At 54.6% G+C, this 24,344-nt stretch carries 35 protein-coding genes; 24 read left to right on the forward strand and 11 right to left on the reverse strand.

The genetic code is table 11. The features are described 5' to 3' along the window. Window positions 1-59 precede the first annotated feature (59 nt). The 13 genes from A3L14_RS07300 to A3L14_RS07360 all read left to right on the forward strand — a co-directional run bounded on the left by A3L14_RS07300 (window position 60) and on the right by A3L14_RS07360 (window position 9,373). The gene (locus A3L14_RS07300; protein ID WP_074631174.1) at window positions 60-1,772 is read left to right on the forward strand and encodes a 2-oxoacid:acceptor oxidoreductase subunit alpha; all 1,713 of its coding nucleotides are present in this window, start codon (window positions 60-62) and stop codon (window positions 1,770-1,772) included. Beyond that, window positions 1,769-2,647 carry a thiamine pyrophosphate-dependent enzyme gene (locus A3L14_RS07305; RefSeq protein ID WP_055429763.1) on the forward strand — a complete coding sequence of 293 codons (879 nt, stop codon included), beginning with the start codon at window positions 1,769-1,771 and terminating at the stop codon, window positions 2,645-2,647. Before A3L14_RS07300 ends, A3L14_RS07305 begins: the two co-directional genes overlap by 4 nt. 46 nt (window positions 2,648-2,693) lie before the next feature. Beyond that, window positions 2,694-3,146, forward strand: a complete 453-nt coding sequence (locus tag A3L14_RS07310; protein ID WP_055429764.1) for a peroxiredoxin — start codon at window positions 2,694-2,696, stop codon at window positions 3,144-3,146. A 99-nt stretch (window positions 3,147-3,245) separates the two neighbouring features. Beyond that, window positions 3,246-4,475 carry an FprA family A-type flavoprotein gene (locus A3L14_RS07315; RefSeq protein ID WP_055429765.1) on the forward strand — a complete coding sequence of 410 codons (1,230 nt, stop codon included), beginning with the start codon at window positions 3,246-3,248 and terminating at the stop codon, window positions 4,473-4,475. Between the two features lie 68 nt (window positions 4,476-4,543). After that, window positions 4,544-5,083 (forward strand): ferritin-like domain-containing protein, encoded by a 540-nt coding sequence (locus A3L14_RS07320; protein WP_055429766.1) that lies wholly within the window; start codon window positions 4,544-4,546, stop codon window positions 5,081-5,083. A gap of 9 nt (window positions 5,084-5,092) precedes the next feature. Continuing rightward, complete coding sequence (locus A3L14_RS07325; protein ID WP_055429767.1) at window positions 5,093-6,175, forward strand: NAD(P)/FAD-dependent oxidoreductase; 1,083 nt, start codon at window positions 5,093-5,095, stop codon at window positions 6,173-6,175. Between the two features lie 91 nt (window positions 6,176-6,266). Beyond that, window positions 6,267-6,782: a rubrerythrin family protein gene (locus tag A3L14_RS07330; RefSeq protein WP_055429768.1), complete on the forward strand. Its 516-nt coding sequence runs from the start codon at window positions 6,267-6,269 to the stop codon at window positions 6,780-6,782. Window positions 6,783-6,861: 79 nt separating this feature from the next. Continuing rightward, complete coding sequence (gene rd, locus A3L14_RS07335) at window positions 6,862-7,023, forward strand: rubredoxin (RefSeq protein WP_055429769.1); 162 nt, start codon at window positions 6,862-6,864, stop codon at window positions 7,021-7,023. Between the two features lie 10 nt (window positions 7,024-7,033). Further along, window positions 7,034-7,381, forward strand: a complete 348-nt coding sequence (locus A3L14_RS07340) for a class II SORL domain-containing protein (protein WP_055429770.1) — start codon at window positions 7,034-7,036, stop codon at window positions 7,379-7,381. 112 nt (window positions 7,382-7,493) lie between these two features. Continuing rightward, window positions 7,494-8,099: a hypothetical protein gene (locus tag A3L14_RS07345; RefSeq protein ID WP_088886121.1), complete on the forward strand. Its 606-nt coding sequence runs from the start codon at window positions 7,494-7,496 to the stop codon at window positions 8,097-8,099. 32 nt (window positions 8,100-8,131) lie between these two features. Beyond that, entirely contained in the window at window positions 8,132-8,491 is a 360-nt protein-coding gene (locus tag A3L14_RS07350; protein ID WP_055429772.1) for an iron-sulfur cluster assembly protein, read from the forward strand. Window positions 8,492-8,494: 3 nt separating this feature from the next. Beyond that, window positions 8,495-8,845 carry an iron-sulfur cluster assembly protein gene (locus A3L14_RS07355; protein ID WP_055429773.1) on the forward strand — a complete coding sequence of 117 codons (351 nt, stop codon included), beginning with the start codon at window positions 8,495-8,497 and terminating at the stop codon, window positions 8,843-8,845. Between the two features lie 3 nt (window positions 8,846-8,848). Then, window positions 8,849-9,373 (forward strand): ferritin family protein, encoded by a 525-nt coding sequence (locus A3L14_RS07360; RefSeq protein ID WP_055429774.1) that lies wholly within the window; start codon window positions 8,849-8,851, stop codon window positions 9,371-9,373. 63 nt (window positions 9,374-9,436) lie between these two features. On the opposite strand, the gene A3L14_RS07365 is transcribed toward A3L14_RS07360, so the two are convergent. The 3 genes from A3L14_RS07365 to dps form a co-directional block, all read right to left on the reverse strand. After that, entirely contained in the window at window positions 9,437-9,886 is a 450-nt protein-coding gene (locus A3L14_RS07365) for a ferritin family protein (RefSeq protein WP_232473451.1), read from the reverse strand. A 120-nt stretch (window positions 9,887-10,006) separates the two neighbouring features. Then, on the reverse strand, window positions 10,007-10,309 hold the full coding sequence (locus tag A3L14_RS07370) for a ferritin family protein (protein WP_055429776.1): 303 nt from the start codon (window positions 10,307-10,309) through the stop codon (window positions 10,007-10,009). A gap of 42 nt (window positions 10,310-10,351) precedes the next feature. Then, the gene (gene dps / locus A3L14_RS07375; protein ID WP_055429777.1) at window positions 10,352-10,903 is read right to left on the reverse strand and encodes a DNA protection during starvation protein; all 552 of its coding nucleotides are present in this window, start codon (window positions 10,901-10,903) and stop codon (window positions 10,352-10,354) included. A 105-nt stretch (window positions 10,904-11,008) separates the two neighbouring features. On the opposite strand from dps, the gene A3L14_RS07380 reads away from it, so the two are divergent. After that, the gene (locus A3L14_RS07380; RefSeq protein ID WP_055429778.1) at window positions 11,009-11,386 is read left to right on the forward strand and encodes a Fur family transcriptional regulator; all 378 of its coding nucleotides are present in this window, start codon (window positions 11,009-11,011) and stop codon (window positions 11,384-11,386) included. An 802-nt stretch (window positions 11,387-12,188) separates the two neighbouring features. Here the strand turns inward: A3L14_RS07380 and A3L14_RS07390 are convergent. Further along, the gene (locus A3L14_RS07390; protein ID WP_055429780.1) at window positions 12,189-12,668 is read right to left on the reverse strand and encodes a ferritin family protein; all 480 of its coding nucleotides are present in this window, start codon (window positions 12,666-12,668) and stop codon (window positions 12,189-12,191) included. A gap of 55 nt (window positions 12,669-12,723) precedes the next feature. Between A3L14_RS07390 and A3L14_RS07395 the strand changes: the two genes are divergently transcribed. From A3L14_RS07395 to A3L14_RS07405, 3 genes are all read left to right on the forward strand, one after another. Further along, the gene (locus tag A3L14_RS07395; RefSeq protein WP_055429781.1) at window positions 12,724-13,251 is read left to right on the forward strand and encodes a GNAT family N-acetyltransferase; all 528 of its coding nucleotides are present in this window, start codon (window positions 12,724-12,726) and stop codon (window positions 13,249-13,251) included. A gap of 90 nt (window positions 13,252-13,341) precedes the next feature. After that, on the forward strand, window positions 13,342-13,920 hold the full coding sequence (locus tag A3L14_RS07400; protein WP_055429782.1) for a molybdopterin-dependent oxidoreductase: 579 nt from the start codon (window positions 13,342-13,344) through the stop codon (window positions 13,918-13,920). A 4-nt stretch (window positions 13,921-13,924) separates the two neighbouring features. Beyond that, entirely contained in the window at window positions 13,925-14,269 is a 345-nt protein-coding gene (locus tag A3L14_RS07405) for a hypothetical protein (protein WP_055429783.1), read from the forward strand. Between the two features lie 2 nt (window positions 14,270-14,271). On the opposite strand, the gene A3L14_RS07410 is transcribed toward A3L14_RS07405, so the two are convergent. The 7 genes from A3L14_RS07410 to A3L14_RS07440 all read right to left on the reverse strand — a co-directional run bounded on the left by A3L14_RS07410 (window position 14,272) and on the right by A3L14_RS07440 (window position 18,738). Beyond that, entirely contained in the window at window positions 14,272-14,979 is a 708-nt protein-coding gene (locus A3L14_RS07410; protein WP_198300085.1) for an ABC transporter ATP-binding protein, read from the reverse strand. Further along, window positions 14,976-15,413, reverse strand: coding sequence for a hypothetical protein (locus tag A3L14_RS07415; RefSeq protein ID WP_055429784.1), 438 nt, complete (start codon window positions 15,411-15,413; stop codon window positions 14,976-14,978). The genes A3L14_RS07410 and A3L14_RS07415 overlap by 4 nt, the downstream gene beginning before the upstream one ends. Further along, window positions 15,410-16,153 (reverse strand): ABC transporter permease, encoded by a 744-nt coding sequence (locus tag A3L14_RS07420; protein ID WP_055429785.1) that lies wholly within the window; start codon window positions 16,151-16,153, stop codon window positions 15,410-15,412. Before A3L14_RS07420 ends, A3L14_RS07415 begins: the two co-directional genes overlap by 4 nt. Continuing rightward, a complete protein-coding gene (locus tag A3L14_RS07425) occupies window positions 16,150-17,190 on the reverse strand; it encodes a hypothetical protein (protein WP_074631173.1) in 1,041 nt (346 codons plus the stop codon). The genes A3L14_RS07420 and A3L14_RS07425 overlap by 4 nt, the downstream gene beginning before the upstream one ends. A gap of 214 nt (window positions 17,191-17,404) precedes the next feature. Beyond that, a complete protein-coding gene (locus A3L14_RS07430) occupies window positions 17,405-17,818 on the reverse strand; it encodes a putative toxin-antitoxin system toxin component, PIN family (RefSeq protein WP_055429786.1) in 414 nt (137 codons plus the stop codon). Then, window positions 17,815-18,138 (reverse strand): hypothetical protein, encoded by a 324-nt coding sequence (locus A3L14_RS07435; RefSeq protein WP_055429787.1) that lies wholly within the window; start codon window positions 18,136-18,138, stop codon window positions 17,815-17,817. The genes A3L14_RS07430 and A3L14_RS07435 overlap by 4 nt, the downstream gene beginning before the upstream one ends. Window positions 18,139-18,213: 75 nt before the next feature. Beyond that, window positions 18,214-18,738, reverse strand: coding sequence for a ferritin-like domain-containing protein (locus A3L14_RS07440; protein WP_055429788.1), 525 nt, complete (start codon window positions 18,736-18,738; stop codon window positions 18,214-18,216). A gap of 380 nt (window positions 18,739-19,118) precedes the next feature. Between A3L14_RS07440 and A3L14_RS07445 the strand changes: the two genes are divergently transcribed. Genes A3L14_RS07445 through hisF form a run of 7 tightly spaced genes read left to right on the forward strand, consistent with a single transcriptional unit; the run spans window position 19,119 to window position 24,337 of the window. Continuing rightward, a complete protein-coding gene (locus tag A3L14_RS07445; RefSeq protein ID WP_055429789.1) occupies window positions 19,119-20,009 on the forward strand; it encodes an ATP phosphoribosyltransferase regulatory subunit in 891 nt (296 codons plus the stop codon). 24 nt (window positions 20,010-20,033) lie between these two features. Next, window positions 20,034-20,651 carry an ATP phosphoribosyltransferase gene (gene hisG, locus A3L14_RS07450; RefSeq protein WP_055429810.1) on the forward strand — a complete coding sequence of 206 codons (618 nt, stop codon included), beginning with the start codon at window positions 20,034-20,036 and terminating at the stop codon, window positions 20,649-20,651. Then, window positions 20,641-21,774 (forward strand): histidinol dehydrogenase, encoded by a 1,134-nt coding sequence (hisD, locus tag A3L14_RS07455; RefSeq protein ID WP_055429790.1) that lies wholly within the window; start codon window positions 20,641-20,643, stop codon window positions 21,772-21,774. Before hisG ends, hisD begins: the two co-directional genes overlap by 11 nt. Continuing rightward, window positions 21,771-22,307 (forward strand): imidazoleglycerol-phosphate dehydratase HisB, encoded by a 537-nt coding sequence (gene hisB, locus A3L14_RS07460; RefSeq protein WP_055429791.1) that lies wholly within the window; start codon window positions 21,771-21,773, stop codon window positions 22,305-22,307. The genes hisD and hisB overlap by 4 nt, the downstream gene beginning before the upstream one ends. 2 nt (window positions 22,308-22,309) lie before the next feature. Then, window positions 22,310-22,897, forward strand: a complete 588-nt coding sequence (gene hisH / locus A3L14_RS07465) for an imidazole glycerol phosphate synthase subunit HisH (RefSeq protein WP_055429792.1) — start codon at window positions 22,310-22,312, stop codon at window positions 22,895-22,897. Between the two features lies 1 nt (window position 22,898). After that, window positions 22,899-23,597: a 1-(5-phosphoribosyl)-5-((5-phosphoribosylamino)methylideneamino)imidazole-4-carboxamide isomerase gene (hisA, locus tag A3L14_RS07470; RefSeq protein ID WP_055429793.1), complete on the forward strand. Its 699-nt coding sequence runs from the start codon at window positions 22,899-22,901 to the stop codon at window positions 23,595-23,597. Then, window positions 23,579-24,337, forward strand: coding sequence for an imidazole glycerol phosphate synthase subunit HisF (gene hisF / locus A3L14_RS07475; protein ID WP_055429794.1), 759 nt, complete (start codon window positions 23,579-23,581; stop codon window positions 24,335-24,337). Before hisA ends, hisF begins: the two co-directional genes overlap by 19 nt. Window positions 24,338-24,344 lie beyond the last annotated feature (7 nt).

The following is a 24,344-nucleotide window of genomic DNA, read 5'->3' on the forward strand; positions in this document are numbered from 1 at the left end:
AAACCTAATTCACAAACCTTATGATGTCGAAAGTCGAACTTATGTGGAAGTGATGTGATATGACCGAGTTTAAAGAGGACGTTTCTATAGTTCTCGGTGGAGCGGCCGGGCAGGGAATTCAGACCGTCGAGGGGATTCTGACCTACGCCCTAAAGCGCTCCGGCTACCACGTCTATGCAAACAAGGAGTACATGTCCCGCGTGAGGGGCGGGATAAACACCACCGAGATACGCGTTTCTTCCAGACGCGTCAGGGCCTTCGTGAAGAGAATAGACATCCTCGTTCCCTTCAAACAGGGTGTTCTGAGCTGGGTCTCCGACAGGCTCTCCAAGGAGACCGTCGTCCTCGGAGAGAGGGAGAACGTCGAGGAAGAGTTCCTTGGAAGGGTAAACCTCGTGGAAGTGCCCCTCACGAAGCTCGCCCTCGAAACGGGAAGCCAGCTCTACATCAACACGACCGCAGCAGGCCTGATAGTCGGCCTCTTCCACGGCGACTTTGGGGCGGTCGAGGAGTACATAAGGAAGCGCTTCGGGAGCAAGGGTGAGAACGTCGTGAACAAGAACATCGAAGCCGCTAAAAAAGGCTACGAGCTGGGCGTTAAGCTCTGCGAGGAAGGGACGATAAGGGTCGAAGTCGGGAGAGACGAGAAGGTCAGGGAAGAAATCCTGCTCAGCGGGACCGAAGCTGTAGGGATAGGTGCCCTCGCCGGAGGCATGAACTTCCTCAGCTTCTACCCTATGAGCCCCTCAACTGGCGTCTCGACCTTCGCTGCACAGAAGGCGGAAGAGTTCGGGATAATAGTCGAGCAGGTCGAGGACGAGATTTCGGCGATAAACATGGCCCTCGGAGCGTGGTTCGCGGGAGCGAGGGCGATGGTGAGCACCTCCGGCGGCGGCTTCGCCCTGATGAGCGAGGCTTTGAGCCTCGCCGGAATGGCGGAGAACCCGATAGTCATACACCTCGCCCAGAGGCCCGGGCCTGCAACGGGCCTGCCGACGAGGACAATGCAGGGCGACCTAAACCTCGTCCTCTACGCGGGCCACGGCGACTTTCCGAGGATAATCCTCGCACCTGGAAGCATGGAGGAGGCGTTCTACCTAACTGCTGAGGCCTTCAATTTAGCTGACAAATACCAGGTTCCTGTAATAATCCTCACTGACCAGTACTTCGTGGACACCTACTACAACCTGCCCAGGCCGGACTTAGGCAGGGTGAGGTTCGAGAAGTATATCGTCGAGGCAAAGCCAGGCTATAGGAGGTACGAGCTGACCGAGGACGGGATCTCGCCGAGGGCCGTCCCGGGCTACGGCGAGGAAGTAGTCATAGCCAACGGCAACGAGCACGACGAGTGGGGCGACATAACAGAGGAGGCGGAGCTTACGAGGGAGATGCAGGAGAAGAGGGCCATCAGAAAGCTCGAAACGATAAGGAAGAACGCACCCCTGCCGAGGCTAATCGGGAGCGAAAACGCCAGGTACCTCGTGGTTTCATGGGGCTCAACGCTCCACGCCGTTGAGGAAGCCATCGAGAAACTCGGAAGGGACGATGTAGCGTTCCTCCACTTCAGCTGGGTCTACCCGCTCAACCCGGAGACAAAGCGGTTCTTCGAGGGCAAAACGGTAATCGTCGTCGAGAACAACGTCACCGGCCAGTTCGCAGACCTTCTGAAAAAAGAACTCGGCGTCGATGTTCATCACAGGGTTCTCAAGTACGACGGGAGGCCGTTTTCGGTGGAAGAGGTTTTTGATGCCCTGAAGGGGGTGGTAGAATGAACCTTCCAACCGGCAGGGAGGCCTTTGAGCCCAGGAGGCCGACCAGCAAGGACGTCGCCTGGTGCCCTGGGTGTGGAAACTTCGGCATAAGGAACATCCTCATCTCAGCCTTAGCCGAGCTTGGCCTGAAGCCGAGCGAAGTGGCGATAATCAGCGGGATAGGACAGGCCGCAAAGATGCCCCACTACATCAACGCAAACGGCTACCACACACTCCACGGAAGGGCAATACCGATAGCTACAGGCGTAAAGGCGGCAAGCCCCGAGCTGACGGTCATAGCGGAAGGTGGAGACGGCGACATGTACGCCGAAGGCGGCAACCACCTGCTCCACGCGATAAGGCGCAACCCTGACATAACCGTCCTCATCCACGACAACCAGATATACGGCCTCACGAAGGGGCAGGCGTCGCCGACGACGATGGTCGGAATGAAGACGCCGACCCAGCCCTGGGGAGTCTTTGAGGAGCCTTTCAACCCAATCGCGTTGGCCATAGCCATGAACGCCTCCTTTGTCGCCAGAACCTTCATGGGCTACTTCAGGGAGAGCGTGGAGATAATCAAGAAAGCCATCCAGCACAAAGGTCTCGCGATAGTTGACATCCTCCACCCGTGCGTCAGCTTCAACAAGGTGAACACCTACGCCTGGTACAGGGAGCACACCTACTGGATGGACGATCACGATCCGCACGACAGGGAGGCGGCATTCAAGAGGGCCCTGGAGGAGGATCCGCTCCCGCTGGGAATCTTCTACGTCAACGAGAAGCCGACCTTTGAGGAGAGCGTTCCGGCTTACAGGGTGGACAAGAGACCGCTATGGCAGAGGGAACCAAAGCTCGACCTCGTTGAGAAGTTCTTCGAGGACAAGAAGGCCTGAGGAATCTTTCATTTTTCTAATTTGAGAGCACTGGAGGTGCACCATCATGAAGATTGGAGAATATGCCCCGGATTTCGTTCTGAAAGACCAGAACGGTGAGGAATTCAGGCTGGGCGATTTCAGGGGAAAGAAAGTTCTGCTGTCCTTCCACCCGCTGGCGTGGACTGGGATATGCGAGAAACAGATGAAGGCCCTGGAGGAGAACCACGAGCGCTTTGAGAGCCTGAACGTCGTCCCCGTCGGGATAAGCGTTGACCCTGTGCCGAGCAAGAAGGCCTGGGCCGAGCACATCGGCCTTAAAAAGCTCAGGATTCTGAGTGATTTCTGGCCGCACGGAGCTGTTGCGAAGCTCTACGGCCTGTTCCGCGAAAAGGAGGGCTTCTCAGAGAGGGCAAACGTCCTCATAGACGAAGAAGGAAAGGTTGCGTTCTTCAAGGTCTACCCTATAAAGGAAGTGCCCGACCTGGATGAGATATTCAAGCTTTTGGAGGGAGACTGAGTCCCCTTTCAAAATTTTAACCCTACCCAATTTCGTCCTTAACTTTTTGGTCAGGAAAGGCTTTTTATGCTTCCGCACCAAATAGGTTCGGTGGTGAAAATGCCCGAGATATGGGTCGAAAAGATACTCGATGAACCCGAACTCTACATTCTGAGGATTGACGATGAGAGGATAAAGTACTTTGAGGCCACCTGGGACATCCCCGAGGGGATAACCTACAACGCTTACCTCATGAAGACAGGCGATGCGGTTGTTCTCTTCGACGCCTGGAAGAAGGACTACACCGAAGAGTTCCTTGAGACCCTGCGGAAGCTCGTTGATCCGAAGGAGATAACCCACATTATAATCCACCACACGGAGCCCGACCACAGCGGGGCAATTCCAGCGGTTCTTGAGGCCAACGGCTACAGGGCTCAGCTCATAGGAACGACCTTTGCCAAGCGCTTTATGGAAGGCTTCTACGGTGAAAAAGTGGTGGAGAACTTCTACACCATAAAGGACGGCGAGGAAAGGAACATAGGTGGAAAGACCTTCCGCTTCATAACCGTTCCCTGGCTACACTGGCCGGATACAATGATAACCTATGTGGTCGAGGATAAGCTCATATTCAGCTGCGACGCCGGGGGCGGCTACGGAATTCCGGAGGCAATAGACGACAGCGATGAGGAGGTCGTGAAGAGGTACCTGCCCCACGTGACCAAGTACATAGTCACCGTCATAGGCCACTACCACAAGTACATCGTCCAGAACATCAAGAAGCTCAAAAGCCTTGGAATAGTTGAAGAGGCCAGGATGATACTCCCGGGGCACGGCTTAATCTGGCGTAAGAATCCGATGAGGATATTCGAGCACTATGAGCGCGTTGGGGCCGGAATTCCTGAGAAAGACAAGATTCTGGTAATCTACGACTCCATGTACGGATTCGTTGAGAGGAGAATGGAGGTCGTCATAGACGAGCTCAGGAAGCACGGGAAGAAGCCCGTCGTCTACAGGTTCACCGACAAGGAAGCTCCAGCTGTAAGCGACATTCTCGGGGAAGTCCCTGACAGCGAGGCAATAATCATCGGTGCCTCTACCTACGAGGCCGAGATACACCCGAGGATACGTTACACCCTCTATGAGATACTGGACAAGGCCAACTACGAGAAGCCCGTGCTTATCGTTGGGGCCTTTGGATGGGCCGGCGTTGCTGGCAAGAAGATAGAGACCCTGATAACGAGGAGCAAGTTCGACCTCGTCGATGTAGTTGAGAGCCGCGGCATGCCGAGGTCAGAGGACGAGGAAAAACTCAGAGAGGGCGTCAGAAAACTCGTGGCCTGGGCAGGCTGATCCTTCCCTTCCCTTCCCTTCCCTCATATTTAAATACTGAACTGACATAACTGACAGTGGTGGTATATATGGAGGACATTTTTGAAAAACTTGCTGGGCTGTCGCCCAGAGAAATACTGGGCTACGCCCTGGCCTCTGAACAGGAGGCAAAGGAGTTCTATGAGCACCTCGCGTCAAAGAGCGGGGCGCTCCTTGGAGAGTTTTTTAAGGACCTCGCCAAGGCCGAGGAGAACCACAAGAGAATACTCCTCAAGCTGTACGAGGAGCTCTTTGGAGACACGGAATACCCCGTCCCCGAGGGCATACCCCTTGCCGAGACGTCTGTAAAGGTAGATACCGTCGCGAACCTCATAGAGGCCATGAGGGTTGCCCTGGAGAACGAGAAAAACGCAGAGAGGATATACTCGCACCTCGCCGAAACGCTCCCCGAACATGGGGGCATATTCAAGTTCCTGGCGGCCCAGGAAAGGGCGCACTACGCAGCGATAAGGAGCCATACAGAGTACCTTGAGGACGTGACGCAGGGACAGCAGGAGTACGTGAACGCACCGATAGAATTCTTCGGTGCCCAGCTGGAGCTCTACCTGGGACCACGCACCAGGCGGTGAGGTGACAGCGTGAGGGTCGTTATAGTCGGCAACGGGCCGGGGGGCATTGAGCTCGCCAAGAACCTGAGCAGAGAATTCGACGTGACCATAGTCGAGAGGGAAAACCTGCCCCACTACTCCAGGCCCATGCTGAGCCACTACATAGCAGGCTTTCTGCCGGAGGAAAAGCTCTTCCCATATTCCCTGGACTGGTACGAGAAGAATGGGATAAACCTGCTCCTTGGAGCTGAGGCAAAGCTGATCGACAGGCTCAGGAAGGTTCTCGTAACCGATAAGGGCGAGGTGCCCTACGACGCCCTCGTCATAGCGGCCGGGGCGAGGGCCAGAGAACCCTCGATTCCAGGAAGGGAGCACATCCTAACACTTAGGACCCTCGAAGATGCAAAGCTGATAAAAGAGCGCCTTGAGGACGAGGGCGAGGTGACGATCCTCGGCGGTGGCTTCATAGCGCTTGAACTGGCGGGAAACCTCGCCAAAGCCGGGTACACCGTCAGGGTGGTCCACCGGGGGGAGGCCCTTCTCGGCCTGGACCGTGAGCTGAGCGAACGCATCAGGGAGGAGCTTGAAGGGGCTGGGGTCGAGTTCCATCTGAAGTCGCAGGCCATAAGCGCCGACGAAGACGGCCTGAACACCGAAACGGGGTACATTCCGGGGAAGCTGAAGGTCTGCGCCTTCGGAATAGTGCCGAACAGGGAGCTGGCAGTTAAAAGCGGCATCCACGCCGGCAGGGGAATACTGGTCGACGATCACCTCAGAACCTCCGCGAGAGACGTCTACGCCATAGGGGACTGCGCTGAACTGGGAGGGATCATCGGAGGAACCGCCAAAACGGCGGTGGAACAGGCGAAGGTTCTCGCAAGAATACTGGCCGGGGAGGAAGCCAGCTACGTCCCATTCAGGTCGGCGTTCTTCAAGTTCGCGGACTTCAGCGTTGCAGTTATTGGACAGATCAGGGGGCGGGGTGAATGGCTCGATGAAAAGGCCAGGGTCTTTTACGATGGAGAGAGGGCCATCGGAGCCGTCGTCCTCGGTGACCTCAGGAAAGCCTTAAGGCTCGAAAAAATTATCAGAGAAGGACTACCTCTTGACTGAAGTGCACATCTCATCAAACTTTTGGTCTGGAAAATCGTTATATACTCCTGGCGCGGAAGTATTAATGCAACAACGTTTGTAGGTGGTAGGCATGGCAGTGAAAAGGAAAATGACCCGGAAGTTTCTGGAGGATGCCTTTGCCGGCGAAAGCATGGCACACATGAGGTACCTGATTTTTGCCGAGCAGGCCGAGAAGGAGGGATTCCCCAACATAGCCAAGCTCTTCAGGGCCATCGCCCACGCTGAGTTTGTCCACGCTAAAAACCATTTCATAGCCCTTGAGCACCTGGGCAAGACCCCGGAGAACCTGCAGGCGGGTATAGACGGTGAGACCTATGAGGTCGAGGAGATGTACCCGGTCTTCAAGAACACCGCCGAGTTCCAGGGCGAGAAGGACGCGGTGAGGACGACCCACTACGCCCTTGAGGCAGAAAAGATACACGCCGAGCTTTACGCCAAGGCCAAGGAGCTCGCAGAGAACGGAAAGGACATCGAGATAAAGAAGGTCTACATCTGTCCAGTGTGTGGATACACCGCCGTTGATGAGGCCCCCGAGTACTGCCCGATCTGTGGGGCCCCGAGAGACAAGTTCGTGGTCTTTGAGTGAACTTTTCGTTTTTTCATTTCTCAGGTTTGAGGCGCAAACCTTATAAGGTCGAACTAATAACATTAGGGTGGTGAAAGAAATGGCCAAATGGAAATGTATAGTATGCGGATACATCTACGATGAGGATGAGGGCGACCCCGACACGGGCATCGAGCCCGGAACCAAGTTTGAGGACCTTCCCGAAGACTGGGTCTGCCCGCTCTGCGGTGCACCAAAGGAAATGTTTGAAAAGATAGAGTGAGGTGATGGGGATGATAAGCGGAACCATAAGGAGTGGAGACTGGAAGGGGGAGAAGCACGTCCCCGTTATAGAGTACGAGAAGGAGGGCGACCTCGTTAAGGTGGAAGTCCAGGTCGGCAAGGAGATACCGCACCCCAACACGCCAGAGCACCACATCGCCTGGATCGAGCTCTACTTCCACCCCGAGGGGGAGAACTTCCCGATCCTCGTCGGAAGGGTCGCCTTCACAAACCACGGTGACCCGCTGACCGAGCCGAGGGCGGTCTTCTTCTTCAGAACTGCCAAGAAAGGCAAGCTCTACGCCCTGAGCTACTGCAACATACACGGCCTCTGGGAGAACGAGGTCACGCTTGAGTGAACCTTTCCTTTTCGCCCCAACCCCCTCTTTTTAATGTTTCTCCATGAGCCCGGAAGGTTTATTTATACTGCAGATAACGGTACTTCACAAGGAATGACTGAGATGATAGAAGATGTACCAGTACCACGTTATCATGAGCGTCGGTGGAATCCTGGTCCTTCTCGGGATTTTTCTGACGTGGAACCTTTCAAGGGATATAGAGAAGTTCCGGCTCGGGACAAAGAGTATCTCACGGTTCATGTTCCTCGGCGGGCTCCTGACGGCGCTCGGATTTATCGGGCTGATGCGGGGTAGGGGGACAGAGGTCATGGCACTGCCCGCCATTCTCGGGCCGGCCCTGATAGTCTACGCCCTTTCCGAAAGCGGCCTCGTGAGGGCGAAGCCGGAAATGCTCATCCAGGTGGCGGTAATAGTGGGCTCGCTCGTGCTGAGTGGAAACAGGACCCTGTATGTTATCGAATCGTTCTCTGCCATAGCCGTTGTGATACTTATGGACGCCGCAGCCTTCTACGTCCACACCCCCCAGCCCCACAGCAGGGCGGCGAGGCTCTCAGCGTGGCTGTTCACCCTTTTCGTGCCCCTGAATGCAGCTGAACCCGGAAATCCGGTCGCCATGGGGCTGTACATCATCTCGACCGCCCTCTGGGTCGCAATACTAGTTGCGCTCCACGGCGTCCTTAGAGAACGCTTCCCCAGAACTGCCCAGGAAAGCTTATAACTGGACACTCCAACTCCCCCAAGGTGAGGAAAATGAAGGTTTACATGCCCGGCAGGGAGTGGCCCCAGCACTACAGGGCTGTCCTCGACGAGCTCGCGAAGATAACCGACCCCGTTACTGGGGGAGACATACTCGACTCGGGAGTGGTTGCGGGGCTTGAGGTTTCCGGGGATACCCTCAGGGTCTGGCTCAACTTCGAGAGCCACGCCGAGTACAACATAACCGGTGCCAGTGCTATAGCATACTCAAAGATAATCGGGGACATAATCGAGCGCTTTGCCCTGGTGAAGTTCCAGAAAGTCTACGTCTACGACCTCAAGAACAACCCCGTTGGAGTTTTTGAGAACAGGAAGGGATACACCATCGAGGATATAAGCACGGAGAAGGTATGAGCCTTGGGACTATTTGAACTCTTCAGGACAAAGAAGAAGCCCAAAAAGGGGCCAAAAAGAGACCTGCCGGCAGAGGTTTCCAGGGTAGTCCAGATTCTTCGAAACGTCCATGACCCAGAGACCGGGTTGAACATAGTCGATGAGGGACTCCTCTATGGGCTGACCGTGGAAGGTGAAAACGTGGATGTGTTTCTCCTCATAGCCCGCTCAACGCCGGAGTGCCATTTCTGCCAGATGCTGGCTATAAACGTGCAGGAGAGAATTCTCAACGACATAATCCAAATTTTGAAGGAGGAAGGGTTTAATAGGATAAGGGTATATAATGAACTTGGACTCTTACTGGAGGAGGGATGAGTTATGGTTCCACCAGAGTTAGACGAGGGGCTTCCCCTCGAAAAGGTCAAGGACTTCTCCCTTGAGGAGCTCCTCGGGATGGCCATAAAGGCTGAGATAGGAGCAAGGAAATTCTACCAGAGCCTTGCAGAGAGGATAGAGGTTGAGTCCTTAAAGGAAAAGATTGAGTGGCTCGCCGGCGAGGAGGGCAAGCACGAGGCGCTCCTGAGAAAGATGTACGAGAGCATGTTCCCCGGAAAGGGGGTATTCTTCCCGAAGGAGCACATAGGGCCCGAACTGAAGCCCGTGGCAAGGGAGCTTCATAGTGCTCAAGACATCATAGAACTCATACGCTGGGCTATGCGTGCCGAGGAGATAGCGGCTCACTTCTACGAGGAAATCGAAAAAATCGTGGAGACCGATGACAGGAAAAGGCTCATGCGCTACCTCAGCGACATGGAGAAGGGTCACTATTACACCCTACGCGCCGAATACGAGCTCCTCCTCGACTGGGAGATGTACAGCCAGATGATGCACGTCGGACCGTAGTCCAGTTTTTCTTTTTCAACCCACAAATTAAAAAGAAGCCAGAAAGGGATACGCCTCCGTTATTTACTCCCTGTACTTTGCTATCAGCTCCGCAAGAATCCTGTGGTGCTCCTTCTCGTTTTCAATAAGTGCCTCGGCGAGGCCTTTAAACAGGGGGTGGGTCATCTTCTCGGCCATCCTCTGGTAGGTCTCTATCATGTCCTTTTCAATCTCCAGATGCATCTCGGCAAAGCGCTTGACCAGGGCCTTCTGCTCCGGTACAAGTTCGACCTCCTTGACCTCCTCTATGGGCCCTTCTCCCGCGAGCTTCTCCAGCTCCTTCTGGGCCTCCAGAATGGCCTTCATCAGGTGCTTGTGTATTATCGTGTCTACGGCTATCCTGCCGACGACTTCCTCAACCTTGGTGTACTTCAGACCCTGCCCTCTTATGAGGCCGAGACCGTCCGTGTAGCTCGCGGCGGCCTTCTTTTCGGTCTCGTAGGCCCTCTTAACAAGTGGTTCAATCATGCACATCACCAGAACTATATGAACGTCGAACCTTAATAACGTTTTTCATTGAGCAAAAGGGTGCATCAACCCACTGCTTAGTGCACGAGAATCGAAAGGAAGCGAGGGAAAAGAGGAATGAAGAGGTCACAGTTCGACCTTTATGCCGGTCTCTTCCTCAACTTCCTCGAAGCCTTCCTTCATGTACTTTGCTAACTCCTTATCAACTTCAAATAGCGCCGCCAGGAACTCACCGAAGTGCTCCTTCTCCTCGTTGGCGACGTCGTAGAAGATGTGCTTTATCCTTTCGTCCTCTATGAGCTCCGCCAGCTGTTCGTAGAAGCTTATAGCGTCGAGCTCGGCCTCGATGGCCCAGCGTAAGGCCTGGGCTATTTCCCTCTTTGAGAGGGGCTTTTCCCTCCCCAGGAGGTAGGGCTTTTCAGCGAGCATGGTACCACCACAGGGTAATACGTCCGGAGGTTAATAACCCTTTCACCTCAGGAACTTCGAGACGAAGGGGCTCTCTCCAGGCTTGGTTCTTCTGAAGTGGCCGCTCGGCTTTCCTGTAAGGAGCTCCTCAAACCATGCCTCGTGCTCTATCTCCTCGTGGAGTATTGCTAGAGCCAGGTCGTACGTCCTCGGGTCTTTCCCAAAGGTGTACTTGCATATCTCGGTGTAAACGCCGACTGCACAGCGCTCTGCCTCAAGGAGAACCTTGAGGATGTTCTCAACGGTCGGCTCCTCGGGGAGGTAAGCGTCGCGGCACCAGGCCATCTTGGAGAAGTCAACGATGTCCCTCGGGAGCTCACCGCCAAGCTCGTATATCCTAGGCACCAGCGCCTCAAAGTGGTTCCTGTCCTCAAGGCGGGCATCCTCGATTATCTCCTTTATCGTCTCGCCCTCCATGCCTGCCGCATGGTTCCTCAGAACCGTGTAGTAGTAATAGGTCGTAAACTCCGCGGCTGCGGCCCTTACCAACATATCCAGAAGTTTTTCCACGTCTATTCCGGCCTTCTCAACAAGTCTTCGGTTGTGTTCAGACATAGGTTTTCACCGAAAACCCTAGGTATTTCTACTTAATAAATTTTTCTATCTCGAAATTAGTTCTAATTAGAAAGACTTATAAACTCGTCATCATAGCCCTGAACCATGTGGAAGAAAAAAGCCATTAAGAGGCTCAAAGAGCATAACTACAAGCTCACCCCCCAGAGGCTCAAACTGGTGGAGATACTCGACAGAATCGGGGGCGAACACCCGTCCCTCAAAGAGGTTCTCGATGAAATCAGGGAGGAATTTCCGACCGTGAGCTTCTCCACCCTGTATTCCAACGTCCTAACGCTGAAAGAGCTTGGCCTGCTCGAACTCTTCTCCCTGGACGGGGAGACGAGAGTCGAACTGAACACCGAGCCACATATTAACCTGATAAGCGAGGGAGAAGTCGTCGACCTCAACGACCCTGAGATAATAGAAAGAATCCGGGAGAAGATCGGCCGAGACGTTAAGCTCGTCAACGTTTTGGTGAAATGAAGTGCAAAATACAGAAGGGCCGCGCATTAATTCTCTTTTTTCGTCTGGAAGCGTGGAAACAATTCTATGGCAAAGTCTTTTATAGTACATGTTCTCTAAACACTACAAAGGACGTGATATTATGAAAGTTTTAGTTCTCTCTACCTTGCACCAGTTCCACGGCCACGTGGATTACTACACATACGAGCACCTTTCAAACATAATCGAGGCATTTTCACCGGACATCCTCGCCGTTGAGCTGAGGCCTTCAGACGTTGATGGCAGGGTGCCACAGACAATAAAGCAGGAGTACCAGAAAAGCGTTTATCCCCTGATTGATAAACTGAAGTGCGAGGTTATCCCCCTCGAACCGCCCGAGCCGAAGTATTCCGAACTCATAGGGATGGCAAAGAGATCAATGAAGAACCTGAAGGAGAGCAATCCCCAAGCACTGGAACACTTTAAACTCTACGTGGAAGCTCTATACGGCGTGCTTTTCAACTGGTGGGGTTCGGTTCTCGATGTCAACTCTCACGAGACGGACAGGCATTTCGAGATCAAAAGGAACTACCAGAATTCGCTGTTCGGCAAAGATGAGAAAGCTGCATGGGAAAAGTGGAATGGATATTTTTGGAACAGATCCTCAAGGCAAATGAGGGGAAGACGGACGGTAAGATGCTGGTCCTGGTTGGAGTGGAGCATTCGTACTGGCTGCGCAGGGAGCTCCGTAAAAGGCACGACGTCCAGCTACTGGAAGCCCCTGAAGTTTTGCCAGATATCATTGGAGTCCGAGGTTCACGCCCTGGCAGTGGAGAGCAGGAATTCAGTCCACCTCAAGGCTGAAGTCCTGGTAGTCCATCCAGATGCCGGTCTTCATCACCGAGTCGTATTGAGCTTTCAGGAGTTCGTAGTGGGCCTTCTCCACCCTCGCCAGCTCTTCAAAGACCCTCCTCACCGACTCGCTTTCCGCTTCCCTCGCGGCCTTCTCATAGAACTCCCATGTCAGCTTTTCCTGCTCCATGCCTATCCTGACAGCATCCACTTCGCTAAGGTCTTCCTCATCCACACTGACGAGGAGCCTCTCCAGCATGGATCCGTCAACGACGGGGGGTTTGCATTCATCTATTAGTTTCTCGACGAACTTCTCCTCAAAGATGCCCCAGTGTTCCGCCTCTTCCCTTGCCAGAAAGAGGAACATCCTCTTGGCCCTCTCATCGCTGGCCTTTCTTGCCAGGCGTATGTAGAAGTTGAGCTCCGCCTTTTCAACCTCAAGGGCTAGAGCTAAAGCTTCAAGCTCGTTCATAATACCACCAAAAAACTTTAGGAACTCCACACATAATAACCTTTGGTGGACAGTTATGAGGATTGAGAGGGTGGATGAGCCGCTTAGCCTTAAGGACGAACTGGTTCGCTTCGTCTTCAGGGTCTACCAGGGGACGAACGGGGCCTATCCCGCGCTGGAGTGGGTGGAGAACAAGCCATCAACGGACGATTTTGAGGGATTCAGAGAAGTTTACGAACCGTTCCTTGAGTTCCGCCTCGGAAAGGAGTTTGACGAGCTCTACGTTCTAAGGGACGACGAAGGAAAAATCGCCGGAACGGTTGCCCTCGTCTACAACCTCGAAGGCAAGGACGTCTGGTGGGTGCCGGACGAAATCAAGGACGGGAGGACGGGGCTCGTCGAGTTCTTCATGGTCGATCCGGCGTACAAGGGCAGGGGATACGGCTCCCGGCTGCTGGAATTTGCCATCCAGCGCCTCAGGGAGCTCGGAAAGGTTCCCTACGTGATAACCTTCCCGGAGCTTGAGGCTTATTCATATTATATAAGAAAGGGCTTCACCAAGGTGATGGACTATAAGGAGTTCGTGGTGCTCAAGAAGGCATAAACCATTCAGTACCCAGAACTGCCCAAGAACCCTTTTATACACCGATGAGTAGGGCAGTTAAGGCCCTACTTTGGGCAAGGTCGTGATGTTATGAGAAAGGACGTTTTCGCATTTTTTACAATCATACTCCTCCTCGGCGGGACGTACCTCCTGGCCGGAAACGGGATGAAGGAATCGAAAACCGGGGATTACGGCTCTCCGATTGAAGGGGTCATCCAGGTCACGGGGCTCGTTGAAAGGCCCTACAACCTCACCTACGACGAGCTCTCAAAGCTCCCCTCAAAGGAGGTGGAGGCGGCGCTCTACTGCGTCGGCGAACCCGGGAAGGTCAGGAAGAACGGGACGTGGAAGGGCGTTCCACTAAAGACAGTCCTTGAGCTGGCAAAGCCCGCGGGCGGGGCATACAAGGTGGCCCTCTACGCCAGCGACGGTTTTACGACGGACTTCTACCTTGATACAGTGATGAGGGAAGAGGACATCATCATAGCCTATGAACTCAACGGCGAGCCGATAACCCCCAGGATAGTCGCTCCGGGCAGGTGGGGATACAAGTGGATAAAGTACCCCACGAAAATCGAGCTCGTGAGCTACGACTTCAAGGGCACGTGGGAGAGTGCAGGTTACCCAGACGATGCATACATAACAGATGGCTCGTCGCCGGGTAGGTGAGGGCATGAAGGCAAAAACGGCCATAGCGATTGTAGAGTGGACGTCCCTGCCCCTGCTCCTCTTTGCTGGGCTGCTCGTCATAAGCGGCTACGGGCTGACGAGCGAGGCAGCAAGAAACGCCTCGCTGGGGCTCTTGACCTTTTCACGCTCTCAAGCTATCCACCTCAGCCGGCTGGTTAAACTGGGCTTCGTCTCGCTCCTGCTCCTCCACACCTACGCGGGAACGGAGGTTCTGGCAAAGAAGGTAGAAAAGAGGAACCAGAGACTCGCGGCATTCATGGAGTACTCCGTGCTGGCCTTTCTAATCTACGTGGGCTGGATAGCGGTGAACGGGGAGTTCGGGGGATGACCTCAGCCGGGGCTGCCGTTCTTGATCCCCAGCGGTCGGAACATTTCGGCCACGTCATCGGCTATCTCCCTGAACTCCCCCTTTAGATAGACCTTCCCGCCGCTGATGACCACCCCGTAATCTGCCAGCCCCTCAAAGGGCTCCCATATGTGGCTTATGATGACGAAGCTCCTGCCCTTTCCCTTCCATTTGCATATGACCCGCACGATTTCGGCGACGCTCTCGAAGTCCACGTTGGCCAGGGGCTCGTCGAGGAATATCACGTCGGGTCCCCCCACAAAGGCCTGGGCAAGGCTCAGCCTCTTCAGCATTCCCGAGGAGTAGCCCTCTATGCGCCTGTCGAGGGCGTCTTCGATGCCGAAGAGTCGGGCGGCCTTTTCCACATCGCTCCTATCTGCCCCTCGTGCCCTGGCTATGAACTCCAGCCATTCCCTTCCGGTAGTTAGCTTCGGGAACCTCCCTGGGTCGAAGGCCACCCCGATGCCCTTCCTCACATCCGGGTGTTTCCAGGGGTTCTTTCCGAGGAGCTTCACGGTTCCCTTAGTCGGCTTGTAGAGGCCCAGCGAGACCTTCATGAAGGTGCTCTTTCCACCACCGTTGGGCCCGAGGATCAGCGTCAGACCTTCCAGTATCTCCACCGTAACCCCCTGCAGGGCTTTTATCGGCCCAAAGTGCTTGTGAAGATCCCTTGCCTCGATTATTGCGCTCATCTCCTTCCACCTCCAAGCAGGGTAAGCGCTAAAAGCCCCCCGAATAAGGCCGAAGCCCACAGGTGTGCCGACTTCTGCTTCCCCGGGAAGCCTACGTCAATTGGGGTTATCGTTATCGTGATGCCCTGACTGGAGTTACCGCTGAACTCGTAGAAGCCGGGATTGGGGAAGATCAGGGCAAATGCACTGCTGTTCCTTACCTCTCCGGCGAATATCGTCTCCCCCGTCTGCAGGTCCTTCACCTTGAACTCCCCGGTTCCAACGGCGTAGAGCTTCACCGACGCCATTGATGATATGTAAACGGCGGTCGCTTCCCTCCCGGACACGAAGACCGTTTTGTAGTGGACGTCGCTCGGTTTGAGGTTCGACTGCAGGCCAAAGCTTACAAGCGAGACGAGCATGAGGGTGAGGAGGAGAGCCCTGAAAAGCTTCATCTCACGTCCCTCCAGTTGCCGACAAGTATGTAAAGGACAAGGAACGCCAGCGCCGGGAAGAGGGTCATCTTCAGGAAAGTCCACGAAAACACCGGGTCAGACCACGCTGAAATCGTCGCGGATTTGTAGTCTATCAGGACATTCCTCCATGGCACCGGCCCGTACCACCCCGTCCCCAGAAACTCCGGAAGGTAGAGCGCTATGAATCCACCGAAGATGGAGACGTAGGTGTTCGGTGATGCTATCGCTATCAGGGCCGCGACCGAGGTCATGAAGAGCAGGACGGAGAGGTAGAAGAACACCATTGGAGCGGTGTGGATTTTCAGGACGCTGAGCACCGCACTTGGAGTTGCCGAGAAGTGCAGGGCAAAGACGAGGAGATAAACCGCAAAGACAAAGATGAAGAGCACGAGAAAAGCCGCCAGGAACTTGGCGAGGAGGATTCTAACCCTCGAAACTGGGAGGGAGTACACCGAGAGGGCAACCCCCTCGTCCCTTTCGAGCCTCACCGCCAGGGTTATTATGAAGGGCACGAGTATAGCCAGGAGCAGGTAAACGTCGCCGGTGAAGGCCGTGCGGAAGACCGAACCAAGTATACCCACCCCGTAAGGCCCGCCGTGGGAACCGGCGCTCCAGGTCAGGTAGTACCTCTTCATCACGGTTCCAACGAGAACCGCTCCGGCCGAAGCCAGGGCCAGATTTAAGGGAGAGCGGAGCTCCCAGCGGAGGACTTCCTTCACCGCCTCCACCTCCAGAGGAAGAGCGCGCCGAGAACGGCAACGATACCAACAACCGCAATGATAGCCGTTTTTGAGGGCCCCTCCTCAGGGAGCTCCGCGGGCTTTGTAAAGTCTATGTTGGTCTCGGCCAGGACGAGGCCGAAGGGCGGCATCTTGTTGCTCTCTTTGATCTCCTCCTCGTGCTCCCTCGCTAACTCAGTGTCCTGGATCATAGCCTCACTTATTCCAAGAACTTTCCACAGGGGACTGAAAGGGGTGAAGAAAGCTATTGCCAGACCACTTGAGCCGTCGTAGAGGAGGACGCATTTTCCAAAGCCACTCGCCCCCTTCATCATGTTCGTGTGGGCCATGTAAACTGGAGCGTTGAAGTCGCCGTAGTATGTCAAAGCAGTCGAGTTTATCATCTTGACGTTCTCAACCTGCAGCCCCGGCAGTATCTCAAGCCCTGTGATGTTGGCGGGGTTTTCGGTCCAGAGGAAGTTCTTTCCCACAGGACTCCCGTTGACGTAGATATCGCCCGTCTTCAGGTCGAGCTCAAAAGCATTTCCCCATGAGGGAGTCTCGGGTATAAGGGATTCGTTAAAGAGATGACCAACCCCTTCCTCAATTGTCAGTCCTATTCTCCCACTGACTCCCACCTCGGAATAGCTGTTTTCGCAGATGGTCACGTTCTTTAACTGACTGCTAATTTCCAGACATTCCCCACCGGTGAAGTTGTACTTCTCCTGATACCTTCGGAGTATCTCCCTTGCCGTTTCCTCATCCAGGGTTTTCTGAACACTTTTCGTGCAGTTAAAACCTCGGAGAAGGACGGACATTTGGGCTCGATCTCCAGTAACTTTAAGGACGCGCCACGTAAGTTCAATCCCCTGACAAGCGTATGTGATATATCCATCAGAAGTATTGGTCTCGATAGTAAGCATCTGACCCCTGGAAATGTATTTCGCATAAATCCCTTCCTTGAACCAGTAGGGCGTTGCCGAGACGAGCGGTACCATCAAGACAAGGACTATTACCAACACTGCCAGACGCCTCATAGAATCGCCCCCTCGTACGCGAGAAGGGTCCAATCGGATTCTATTTCCCATCGCCCCCCCAAACGGGGTTTTGCACTCAATGTTACATCTTAATCGTTTATTAGCCTTTCGGTGTTAGGGAGTTTTAACAAGACACCTCAATCAATTACAAAGACAAAACTCATTATGCAAATCAAGCTGAACACTGAAAAAAGTAATTGCAGGCCAGAGTTCATCAGCATTCGGCCTTGAGAACCTCATGGTAGAACTCGATCGGCTTGAGTATCATGACGACGTGGGTTCCAAGGCTTAGAGTTTTGTTGTCGCCCCTCAACTCCAAGAGGTCCTTGTCCCACGTTAGGATGTATTCAGCCTTCGCTTTATAGGCTATACCCAGCCATTTATTATCGTCCGGATCTCTGGAGAAGTTAAACGTTTCAAAAGAGGGAACCACAACCGAGCCCTTCAGGTATCTCGCCAGGATTCTCTTCCAGTCCTCCGAAAGCTTCCCCTTTTCGGCTAAGATGCCCATCTTGATGCTAAGTTCATACAACGCCTCTTCAGTAGTGTAGTTCGTTATAAACTCGCCGTCCAGGATCTTTACGAGAAGAGCCGCCAGGACGACGTTGGTGTCCATAACGACCCTCATTCCCCAGCACCTGTGAGCCTCCGAAATTCCCCTTCAACCTCTTTCAAAACCTTCTCCACTTCCGGCCATTCGTCATCGAATTCTCCCTTGGCCAGCATCCTTCGAGCTTCTTCCACTTCGGCTTTAATATCATCTCGTGTGAGCCCTCTGGCCACTTCTCTGGCTTCTTCCAACATTATCTGGCCAAGAGTTACTGTAACAGCGAATTTGATAAAATCGGAGCGGCTCCTGAACTCTTTTTTCATTACCAGCTCGTCTATTTTCTTGACCACATATCCCGGGAGTCTCACAGAGATCGGGTATTTCACCCTCTCCGCCATTCACACCACCAATACAAATTCACTACAATAGTATTTAAAACTGATGGAGGCTCCCAAGAAAAATGTAGAGGGCAATCAGAAGTTGAAGTTTATGTCCTTCATCAGCTGGTCGTAGAACTCCTCCTTGTATATCTCCGGGTAGCGCGTTATGTAGTCGTACTGCTTGCGGAGGATGTTGTAGTGGTTCCTCTCCATGTCGGCGAGCATCTCAAGGACGAGCTTCGTCTTCTCGGTGGCGGCGTAGCCAGCCAACTCATTGTAGAGCTTCTCGCTGACGAGCTCAGCCTGCATCGCTATTTCATAGACCTCGTCGACGTTAACGTCGGGCTTCTTGATCGCCTCGGCCATCTTCTCGGCTATGACCCTGAACTCGCCCATGACGTCGATGTTTATCTTCTTCGGCTCGGTTCTCTCGCCTTCAAACTTCTCGGCCATCTTTGATATTATCTCGCGGTGCTTGTCCTCTTCCTTAGCGAGAAACAGGAGTTCATCCCGTATAATGTCGCTCTTGGTCAGTGAGGCGAGCTTTTCATAGGCCTCTTTTGCCCTTATTTCGGCGTTTATGGCAATCTCAAAAACTTCCTTGTCCGTTATCTCCATCAAGAATCACCACTACAATATAAGCGCCGGAGGATATTAACCTTTTGGATGATATCAAGCGAAGTTCTTCGGGTAGAAACCTCAGCCATCCTCAGGCCTGTCATAATGACAGCTGTAATCTGAGGGATTGATTAAACGACAATAAATCGAGGGATAATATTTTAAACCCCTTCAACCTATGGGGGGCACCAATGGAGGGAAATAAGATGTTCCGGAAAGAGGCGACGGTTGGGAGATATTTCAGGTATTCAGACGCGAGGTGCCTTAGCGTACCGGCCCTTCTGGTGAGCTACCGCCATCATTGACTCTTCTGGAACTTCGTTATACCGGGATAGTTCTGGCATCCTCTGTCTTGTGGATAAAACTCAGGAGGGGTTAGTGTGAGAAAGGGTTTGCTGGCCGAGTCAGAGAAGTTATCGGAGATTGGAAAGTATCTGAGGAGAACCTTCGAGCTGTGGGGCTACCGGGAGGTCTTCCTCCCCGTCATCGAGGAGTACAGCGAGAATCTGAGAAAGGGGACGAAATTCGCCTACAACAACGGGTTCTACGTTATAAAACCGGACATAACGTCGCAGATACTGGAGAACATCAAGGAGCCGCCTGAGAGGCTCAAGGTCTACTACATCAGCGAGGTTCTTGACGGTGGTGTAAGGGGACAGTGGCAGGCCGGGGTGGAGTACATAGGCGGAGACGTCACGAAGATGGCGGCGGAAGTGCTGCTCACGGCCATAACCGCCCTCGAAGCCCTGGGGATAGAAGAGTTCTACATAGACATAGGGAGCCTGAAGGTCTGGGAGAAGGCGACCGAGGACGTGAAGGAGTTCCGGGAGGAAATCTACAGGGCACTCGTGAGGAGGAACTTTGAGATAATAGAGCGCCTCCCGATAAGCGGGGAGAAAAAAGAGGAGCTGTGGAGGCTTTTCAACTTCTGGGGAAAGGAGAGCGGTTACGAAAAGCTCGACAGGATAGTGCAAGCCGTCAACGACGAGAGACTCTTCATAGACTTTGGAACCGTAAGGCCCCTGCCGTACTACCGCGACATACTCTTCGAGGTTTACTCACCGGAACTCGGAAAGCCCCTAGGGGGTGGGGGAGAGTACACCTTCAAGGGGAAGCCAGCGTTCGGCTTTGCCTTCGATATGGGAGCACTCTCGAAGCTCTTCAAAAGGAAGGGAGACAGGAACCGGAAGAGGCTGAGAGGAGAGCCCGGGAAAGTCTTTGCCGAGGCCAAGAGGCTCGTGAGGATGGGTATCCCGGTGGAGGTGGAGTGAATGAAGCGCTCCAACGGCGCCCCAATAAGGTTCGTCCTCCCCAAGGGGAGGCTCCTCCAGGGCTCACTGGGCCTCCTCCAAAAAGCGGGAATCAGTCTAAGGCCACCGGGCGAAAGAAGGCTCATCGAAAGGGTTGGTAACTACGAAGTTCTCCTGGCGAGGGCATTCGATGTGCCGGTTTACGTCGAGTACGGGATAGACGTTGGAATAACTGGAAGCGACGTCCTTGAGGAGCGCGGGAGCGACGTTCTGGTACCCCTCGAACTGCCCTTCGGGAAGTGCAGGCTCAGCTTGGCCATGCCGGGGGAGAGGATCGCTGAGCCCGAGGAGATGGACGGCTATCGGATAGCCACAAAGTATCCAAGGATAACGAGGCGCTTCTTCGAAGGGCTCGGCGTGGAAGTGGAAATCCTGAAGCTCCACGGGAGCATTGAGCTCGCCCCAAAGATCGGAATAGCCGACGCGATAGTGGACATCGTCGAGACCGGCGAGACACTCCGGGCCAACGGGCTCGTTGAAGTGACCAAGGTGATGGACGTCTCGGCTCTGCTCCTCGTCAACAGGATAGCCCAGAAGACGAAGTTTGAGGAGATAAACGAGCTTGTTTTTTCCATAAAGGAGGTGATTAGGGATGGGACTTGACCTTGAGGAATACGTTAGAGAGATTTTGAGGGACATCAGAAAGAGGGGTATCGAAGCCGTGGTGGAGTACTCCAAGAAGTTCGACGGCTATGACGGCCCCTTCCGCGTAACCGAAGAAGAGTTTAGAGAAGCTGTGGAGAGCATACCTGAGAGGGACAGGGAGATAATCCTCCGCACAGTTGAGCGCCTGTGGGAGTACCACGAGAGACAGAAGCCGAAGGAGGAACTTTTCGTTAAAAACGGTTCCCTCTACGGCCTCATCTACCGTCCGATAAGGAGGATAGGCATCTACGTCCCCGGTGGAAAGCCCCTTCCCTCAACGCTGATGATGGTTGCGGTGCCGGCGAAGATAGCCGGAGTCAAGGAGATAGCCGTGACGATTCCGCCGAAAGACGGTAAGGTGAACCCCTACGTGCTCTACGTGGCGGAACTGCTCGGCATAGACGAGGTCTACAAGCTCGGCGGGGTTCAGGCGATAGGGGCCATGGCCTACGGAGTAGGGATGAAGAAGGTGGACAAGATATTCGGGCCTGGAAATAAGTTCGTGAACGAGGCCAAGAGGCAGGTCTTCGGTGTCGTCGGCATAGACAGCCTGGCCGGGCCCTCGGAGATAGCGGTGATAGCGGACGAAACCGCTGAGAGGGAGTACGTCCTGGCTGACCTTCTCAGCCAGCTTGAGCACGGGAAGGACAGCAGGGCTTGGCTTCTAACCACCTCGAAAGAGCTGGCCGAATACTGCTCGCGCGAGGGAATAGAGGTCGTCCTCTGCGATACACTTGAGGAGTGCGCCAGGAAGGTCAACGAAATCGCTCCGGAGCACCTTGAGATAATCACAGCAGAACCAATGGAGCTCGTTGACCTCATCGAGAACGCTGGCGCGATTTACCTCGGCAGCTATACTCCCGTCCCGGCAGCAGATTACTTCCTCGGCGTCAACCACGTCCTCCCGACGGGAGGAGCCGCGAAGTTCAGCGGTGTGCTGACGGTCAGGGACTTCCTCAAGCCGATAAGCCTGGCCCAGGTTGGCAGGGAGGAGTTCCTTGCGGAGAGGGAGCTCGGAATTAGATTAGCCGAGATAGAGGGGATGGCCTTCCACAGGAGGAGCATGGAGGTGAGGAAATGAAGAGGAAAACGAGGGAAACCGACGTGACGGTGGAGCTCGACGTGGCCGGGGAGATAAGGACGGGCGATGGAGTCCTCGACCACCTCCTCACCGCCCTCTTTTTTTACATGGGGCGGGAAGCCAACGTTAAGGCCAGCTACGACCTCAGGCACCACCTGTGGGAGGACGTTGGTATAGTCCTCGGCGAGGAGCTCCGCTCCAAGCTTCCGGAGAGGTTTGCCCGCTTCGGGAACGCGGCGATGCCCATGGACGATGCTTTAGTCCTCGTCGTGGTGGACATCTCGGGGAGGCCCTACGTGAGCGCTGAGCTGACCTTTGAGGAAAGTGAGGAGGGTTTTGAGGTTTCGCTCGTCAGGGAATTCCTATGGGGATTAGCAAGGTCTCTAAAGGCTACAATCCACGTGAAAACGCTGAGCGGGGTCAATGCCCACCACGTTATCGAGGCGGCATTTAAAGGCCTCGGTGTGGCTCTCGGAAGGGCAATTCAGGAGAGCGGAAAGCTGGAGAGCACGAAGGGCCTGCTGGAGGTGTGAGGGTGATAGCGATAGTTGACCTTGGGATCGGCAACCTCGCCAACGTGAGAAAAGCCATTGGAGGGGTCATTACGAGCGACCCCTACGAGATCGAAAAGGCCGAGAAGATCGTCCTTCCTGGAGTGGGGAACTTCGGGGCAGTCCTGGAGAAACTCGAACCGCTGAGGGGGGTCATACTCGACGCAATAAACGATGGAAAGCCCTTCCTCGGGATATGCCTTGGCCTCCAGCTCCTCTTTGAGGGGAGCGAGGAGAGCCCCGGAAAGCCCGGCCTCGGGGTTTTCAGGGGAGATGTGGTCAGGTTTCAGGGAGTCAGAACCCCGCACATCGGCTGGAACCAGCTGTGGAAGAGGAAGGACTGCCCGCTCTTCGAGGGGATCCGCGATGGGGCGTACTTCTACTTCGTCCACTCCTACTACGCGGTTCCGGGAGAGGACATCGTTGCGGGCGTTACCGACTATGAGTCGAAGGGAAAAAAGGTAGTCTTCACCTCCGCCGTCTGCAGGGGGGACGTCTACGCCGTCCAGTTCCACCCGGAAAAGAGCGGGAAGAACGGATTAACCGTCATGAGAAACTTCAGGGGGCTTTAAGATGGAGGTTTATCCGGCTATAGACCTCATGAACGGAAAGGCCGTGAGGCTCTACAAGGGGAGGAGAGAGGACGTTAAAGTCTACGGCGAGCCGCTGGAGATAGCGGAGCGCTTCGCCGAGCTGGTGGACAAAGTCCACATAGTTGATCTCGACGGTGCTTTTGAGGGCTTTCCAAGGAACCTCGATGTGGTCGGGAGAATAATCGAGGAGACAGGTCTCAGAGTCCAGCTCGGCGGGGGCTTCAGGACATACGAGGCTGTAGCCAGAGCCTACGAAATCGGCGTCGAGAACGTGATAATCGGCACAAAGGCCCTTGATCTGGACTTCCTTGAGAGGGTTACCGCTGATTTCGACGGGATAACGGTGAGCCTCGACTCGAAGGGCGGAAGGGTTGCGGTGAAGGGCTGGCTTGAGAGCAGGATGCCGGTTGAGAGGGCCTACAAAGCCCTGAGGGACTACGTGAACAGGTTCGTTTACACCTCCGTGGAAAGGGACGGAACGCTGACCGGCATAGAGGAAATCGAGAGGTTTTGGAAAAGCGAGGAGTTCATCTACGCCGGGGGAGTTTCGAGCGTCGATGACCTGAGGAGGCTTGCCGAAACGGGCTTCTCCGGGGCTATAGTTGGGAAGGCGCTGTACGAAGGCCTTGTTACCCTTGAAGAGCTTCTGGAGGTGGCAGAATGCTCGCCAAAAGGGTAATCGCGGCGCTGGACATAAAGGCCGGCCGGGTCGTCAAGGGGATAAAGTTCCAGAACATACGCGACGCCGGCGACCCCGTCGAGCTGGCGAAGCGCTACGAGGAAGAGGGGATAGATGAGATAGTCTTCCTCGACATCACCGCCTCCTACGAGAAGAGGGGAATCCTTCTCGACCTCGTGGAGAGAATCGCGGGGGAAATATACGTCCCCTTCACGGTGGGAGGGGGCATAAGGACGGTTGAAGAGGCGAGGGAGATAATCAAGCGCGGCGCCGACAAGGTCTTCATCAACACGGCCGCCGTTGAGAGACCTGAACTGGTGAGGGAGATAGCAGAAATCGTCGGAACTGCCAACCTCGTGGTGGCGATAGACGCCAAGTGGAACGGCTCCTTCTGGGAGGTCTACACCCACGGCGGGAGGAAGGCAAGGGGAATTGATGCGGTCGAGTGGGCTAAGCGTGTTGAGGAGCTTGGAGCAGGGGAAATACTGCTCACGAGTATGGACACCGACGGGACAAAGGAAGGCTTCGACATACCCCTGACGAAAGCCGTTGCAGAGGCGGTAGATATTCCCGTCATAGCCTCTGGAGGGGCTGGAAAGCCCGAACACTTCTACGAGGCTTTCAAAGCCGGAGCCGAGGCGGCATTGGCGGCTTCAATCTTCCATTACGGCGAGTACACGGTCGGGGAGCTGAAGGAGTATTTGGCCAAGAGGGGGATTCCGGTCAGACTCGACTACTGAGGTGGTA

This window comes from Thermococcus thioreducens (assembly GCF_002214545.1).
Lineage (GTDB): Archaea > Methanobacteriota_B > Thermococci > Thermococcales > Thermococcaceae > Thermococcus > Thermococcus thioreducens.

Bases quoted from the DNA above. Each gene is read 5' to 3' on its own strand.
- A3L14_RS07340 (WP_055429770.1), top strand. From the start codon at position 7,034: ATGATAAGCGGAACCATAAGGAGTGGAGACTGGAAGGGGGAGAAGCAC.
- hisB (WP_055429791.1), top strand. From the start codon at position 21,771: ATGAAGAGGAAAACGAGGGAAACCGACGTGACGGTGGAGCTCGACGTG.
- A3L14_RS07300 (WP_074631174.1), top strand. From the start codon at position 60: ATGACCGAGTTTAAAGAGGACGTTTCTATAGTTCTCGGTGGAGCGGCC.
- A3L14_RS07380 (WP_055429778.1), top strand. From the start codon at position 11,009: ATGTGGAAGAAAAAAGCCATTAAGAGGCTCAAAGAGCATAACTACAAG.
- A3L14_RS07410 (WP_198300085.1), bottom strand. From the start codon at position 14,979: ATGAGCGCAATAATCGAGGCAAGGGATCTTCACAAGCACTTTGGGCCG.
- A3L14_RS07305 (WP_055429763.1), top strand. From the start codon at position 1,769: ATGAACCTTCCAACCGGCAGGGAGGCCTTTGAGCCCAGGAGGCCGACC.
- hisA (WP_055429793.1), top strand. From the start codon at position 22,899: ATGGAGGTTTATCCGGCTATAGACCTCATGAACGGAAAGGCCGTGAGG.
- hisD (WP_055429790.1), top strand. From the start codon at position 20,641: ATGGGACTTGACCTTGAGGAATACGTTAGAGAGATTTTGAGGGACATC.
- A3L14_RS07330 (WP_055429768.1), top strand. From the start codon at position 6,267: ATGGCAGTGAAAAGGAAAATGACCCGGAAGTTTCTGGAGGATGCCTTT.
- A3L14_RS07395 (WP_055429781.1), top strand. From the start codon at position 12,724: ATGAGGATTGAGAGGGTGGATGAGCCGCTTAGCCTTAAGGACGAACTG.
- A3L14_RS07310 (WP_055429764.1), top strand. From the start codon at position 2,694: ATGAAGATTGGAGAATATGCCCCGGATTTCGTTCTGAAAGACCAGAAC.
- A3L14_RS07390 (WP_055429780.1), bottom strand. From the start codon at position 12,668: ATGAACGAGCTTGAAGCTTTAGCTCTAGCCCTTGAGGTTGAAAAGGCG.
- A3L14_RS07400 (WP_055429782.1), top strand. From the start codon at position 13,342: ATGAGAAAGGACGTTTTCGCATTTTTTACAATCATACTCCTCCTCGGC.
- A3L14_RS07350 (WP_055429772.1), top strand. From the start codon at position 8,132: ATGAAGGTTTACATGCCCGGCAGGGAGTGGCCCCAGCACTACAGGGCT.
- A3L14_RS07320 (WP_055429766.1), top strand. From the start codon at position 4,544: ATGGAGGACATTTTTGAAAAACTTGCTGGGCTGTCGCCCAGAGAAATA.
- A3L14_RS07430 (WP_055429786.1), bottom strand. From the start codon at position 17,818: ATGAGGGTCGTTATGGACACCAACGTCGTCCTGGCGGCTCTTCTCGTA.
- A3L14_RS07440 (WP_055429788.1), bottom strand. From the start codon at position 18,738: ATGGAGATAACGGACAAGGAAGTTTTTGAGATTGCCATAAACGCCGAA.
- dps (WP_055429777.1), bottom strand. From the start codon at position 10,903: ATGTCTGAACACAACCGAAGACTTGTTGAGAAGGCCGGAATAGACGTG.
- A3L14_RS07365 (WP_232473451.1), bottom strand. From the start codon at position 9,886: ATGTGCATGATTGAACCACTTGTTAAGAGGGCCTACGAGACCGAAAAG.
- hisF (WP_055429794.1), top strand. From the start codon at position 23,579: ATGCTCGCCAAAAGGGTAATCGCGGCGCTGGACATAAAGGCCGGCCGG.
- A3L14_RS07405 (WP_055429783.1), top strand. From the start codon at position 13,925: ATGAAGGCAAAAACGGCCATAGCGATTGTAGAGTGGACGTCCCTGCCC.
- rd (WP_055429769.1), top strand. From the start codon at position 6,862: ATGGCCAAATGGAAATGTATAGTATGCGGATACATCTACGATGAGGAT.
- A3L14_RS07435 (WP_055429787.1), bottom strand. From the start codon at position 18,138: ATGGCGGAGAGGGTGAAATACCCGATCTCTGTGAGACTCCCGGGATAT.
- A3L14_RS07415 (WP_055429784.1), bottom strand. From the start codon at position 15,413: ATGAAGCTTTTCAGGGCTCTCCTCCTCACCCTCATGCTCGTCTCGCTT.
- A3L14_RS07370 (WP_055429776.1), bottom strand. From the start codon at position 10,309: ATGCTCGCTGAAAAGCCCTACCTCCTGGGGAGGGAAAAGCCCCTCTCA.
- A3L14_RS07315 (WP_055429765.1), top strand. From the start codon at position 3,246: ATGCCCGAGATATGGGTCGAAAAGATACTCGATGAACCCGAACTCTAC.
- A3L14_RS07425 (WP_074631173.1), bottom strand. From the start codon at position 17,190: ATGAGGCGTCTGGCAGTGTTGGTAATAGTCCTTGTCTTGATGGTACCG.
- A3L14_RS07360 (WP_055429774.1), top strand. From the start codon at position 8,849: ATGGTTCCACCAGAGTTAGACGAGGGGCTTCCCCTCGAAAAGGTCAAG.
- A3L14_RS07345 (WP_088886121.1), top strand. From the start codon at position 7,494: ATGTACCAGTACCACGTTATCATGAGCGTCGGTGGAATCCTGGTCCTT.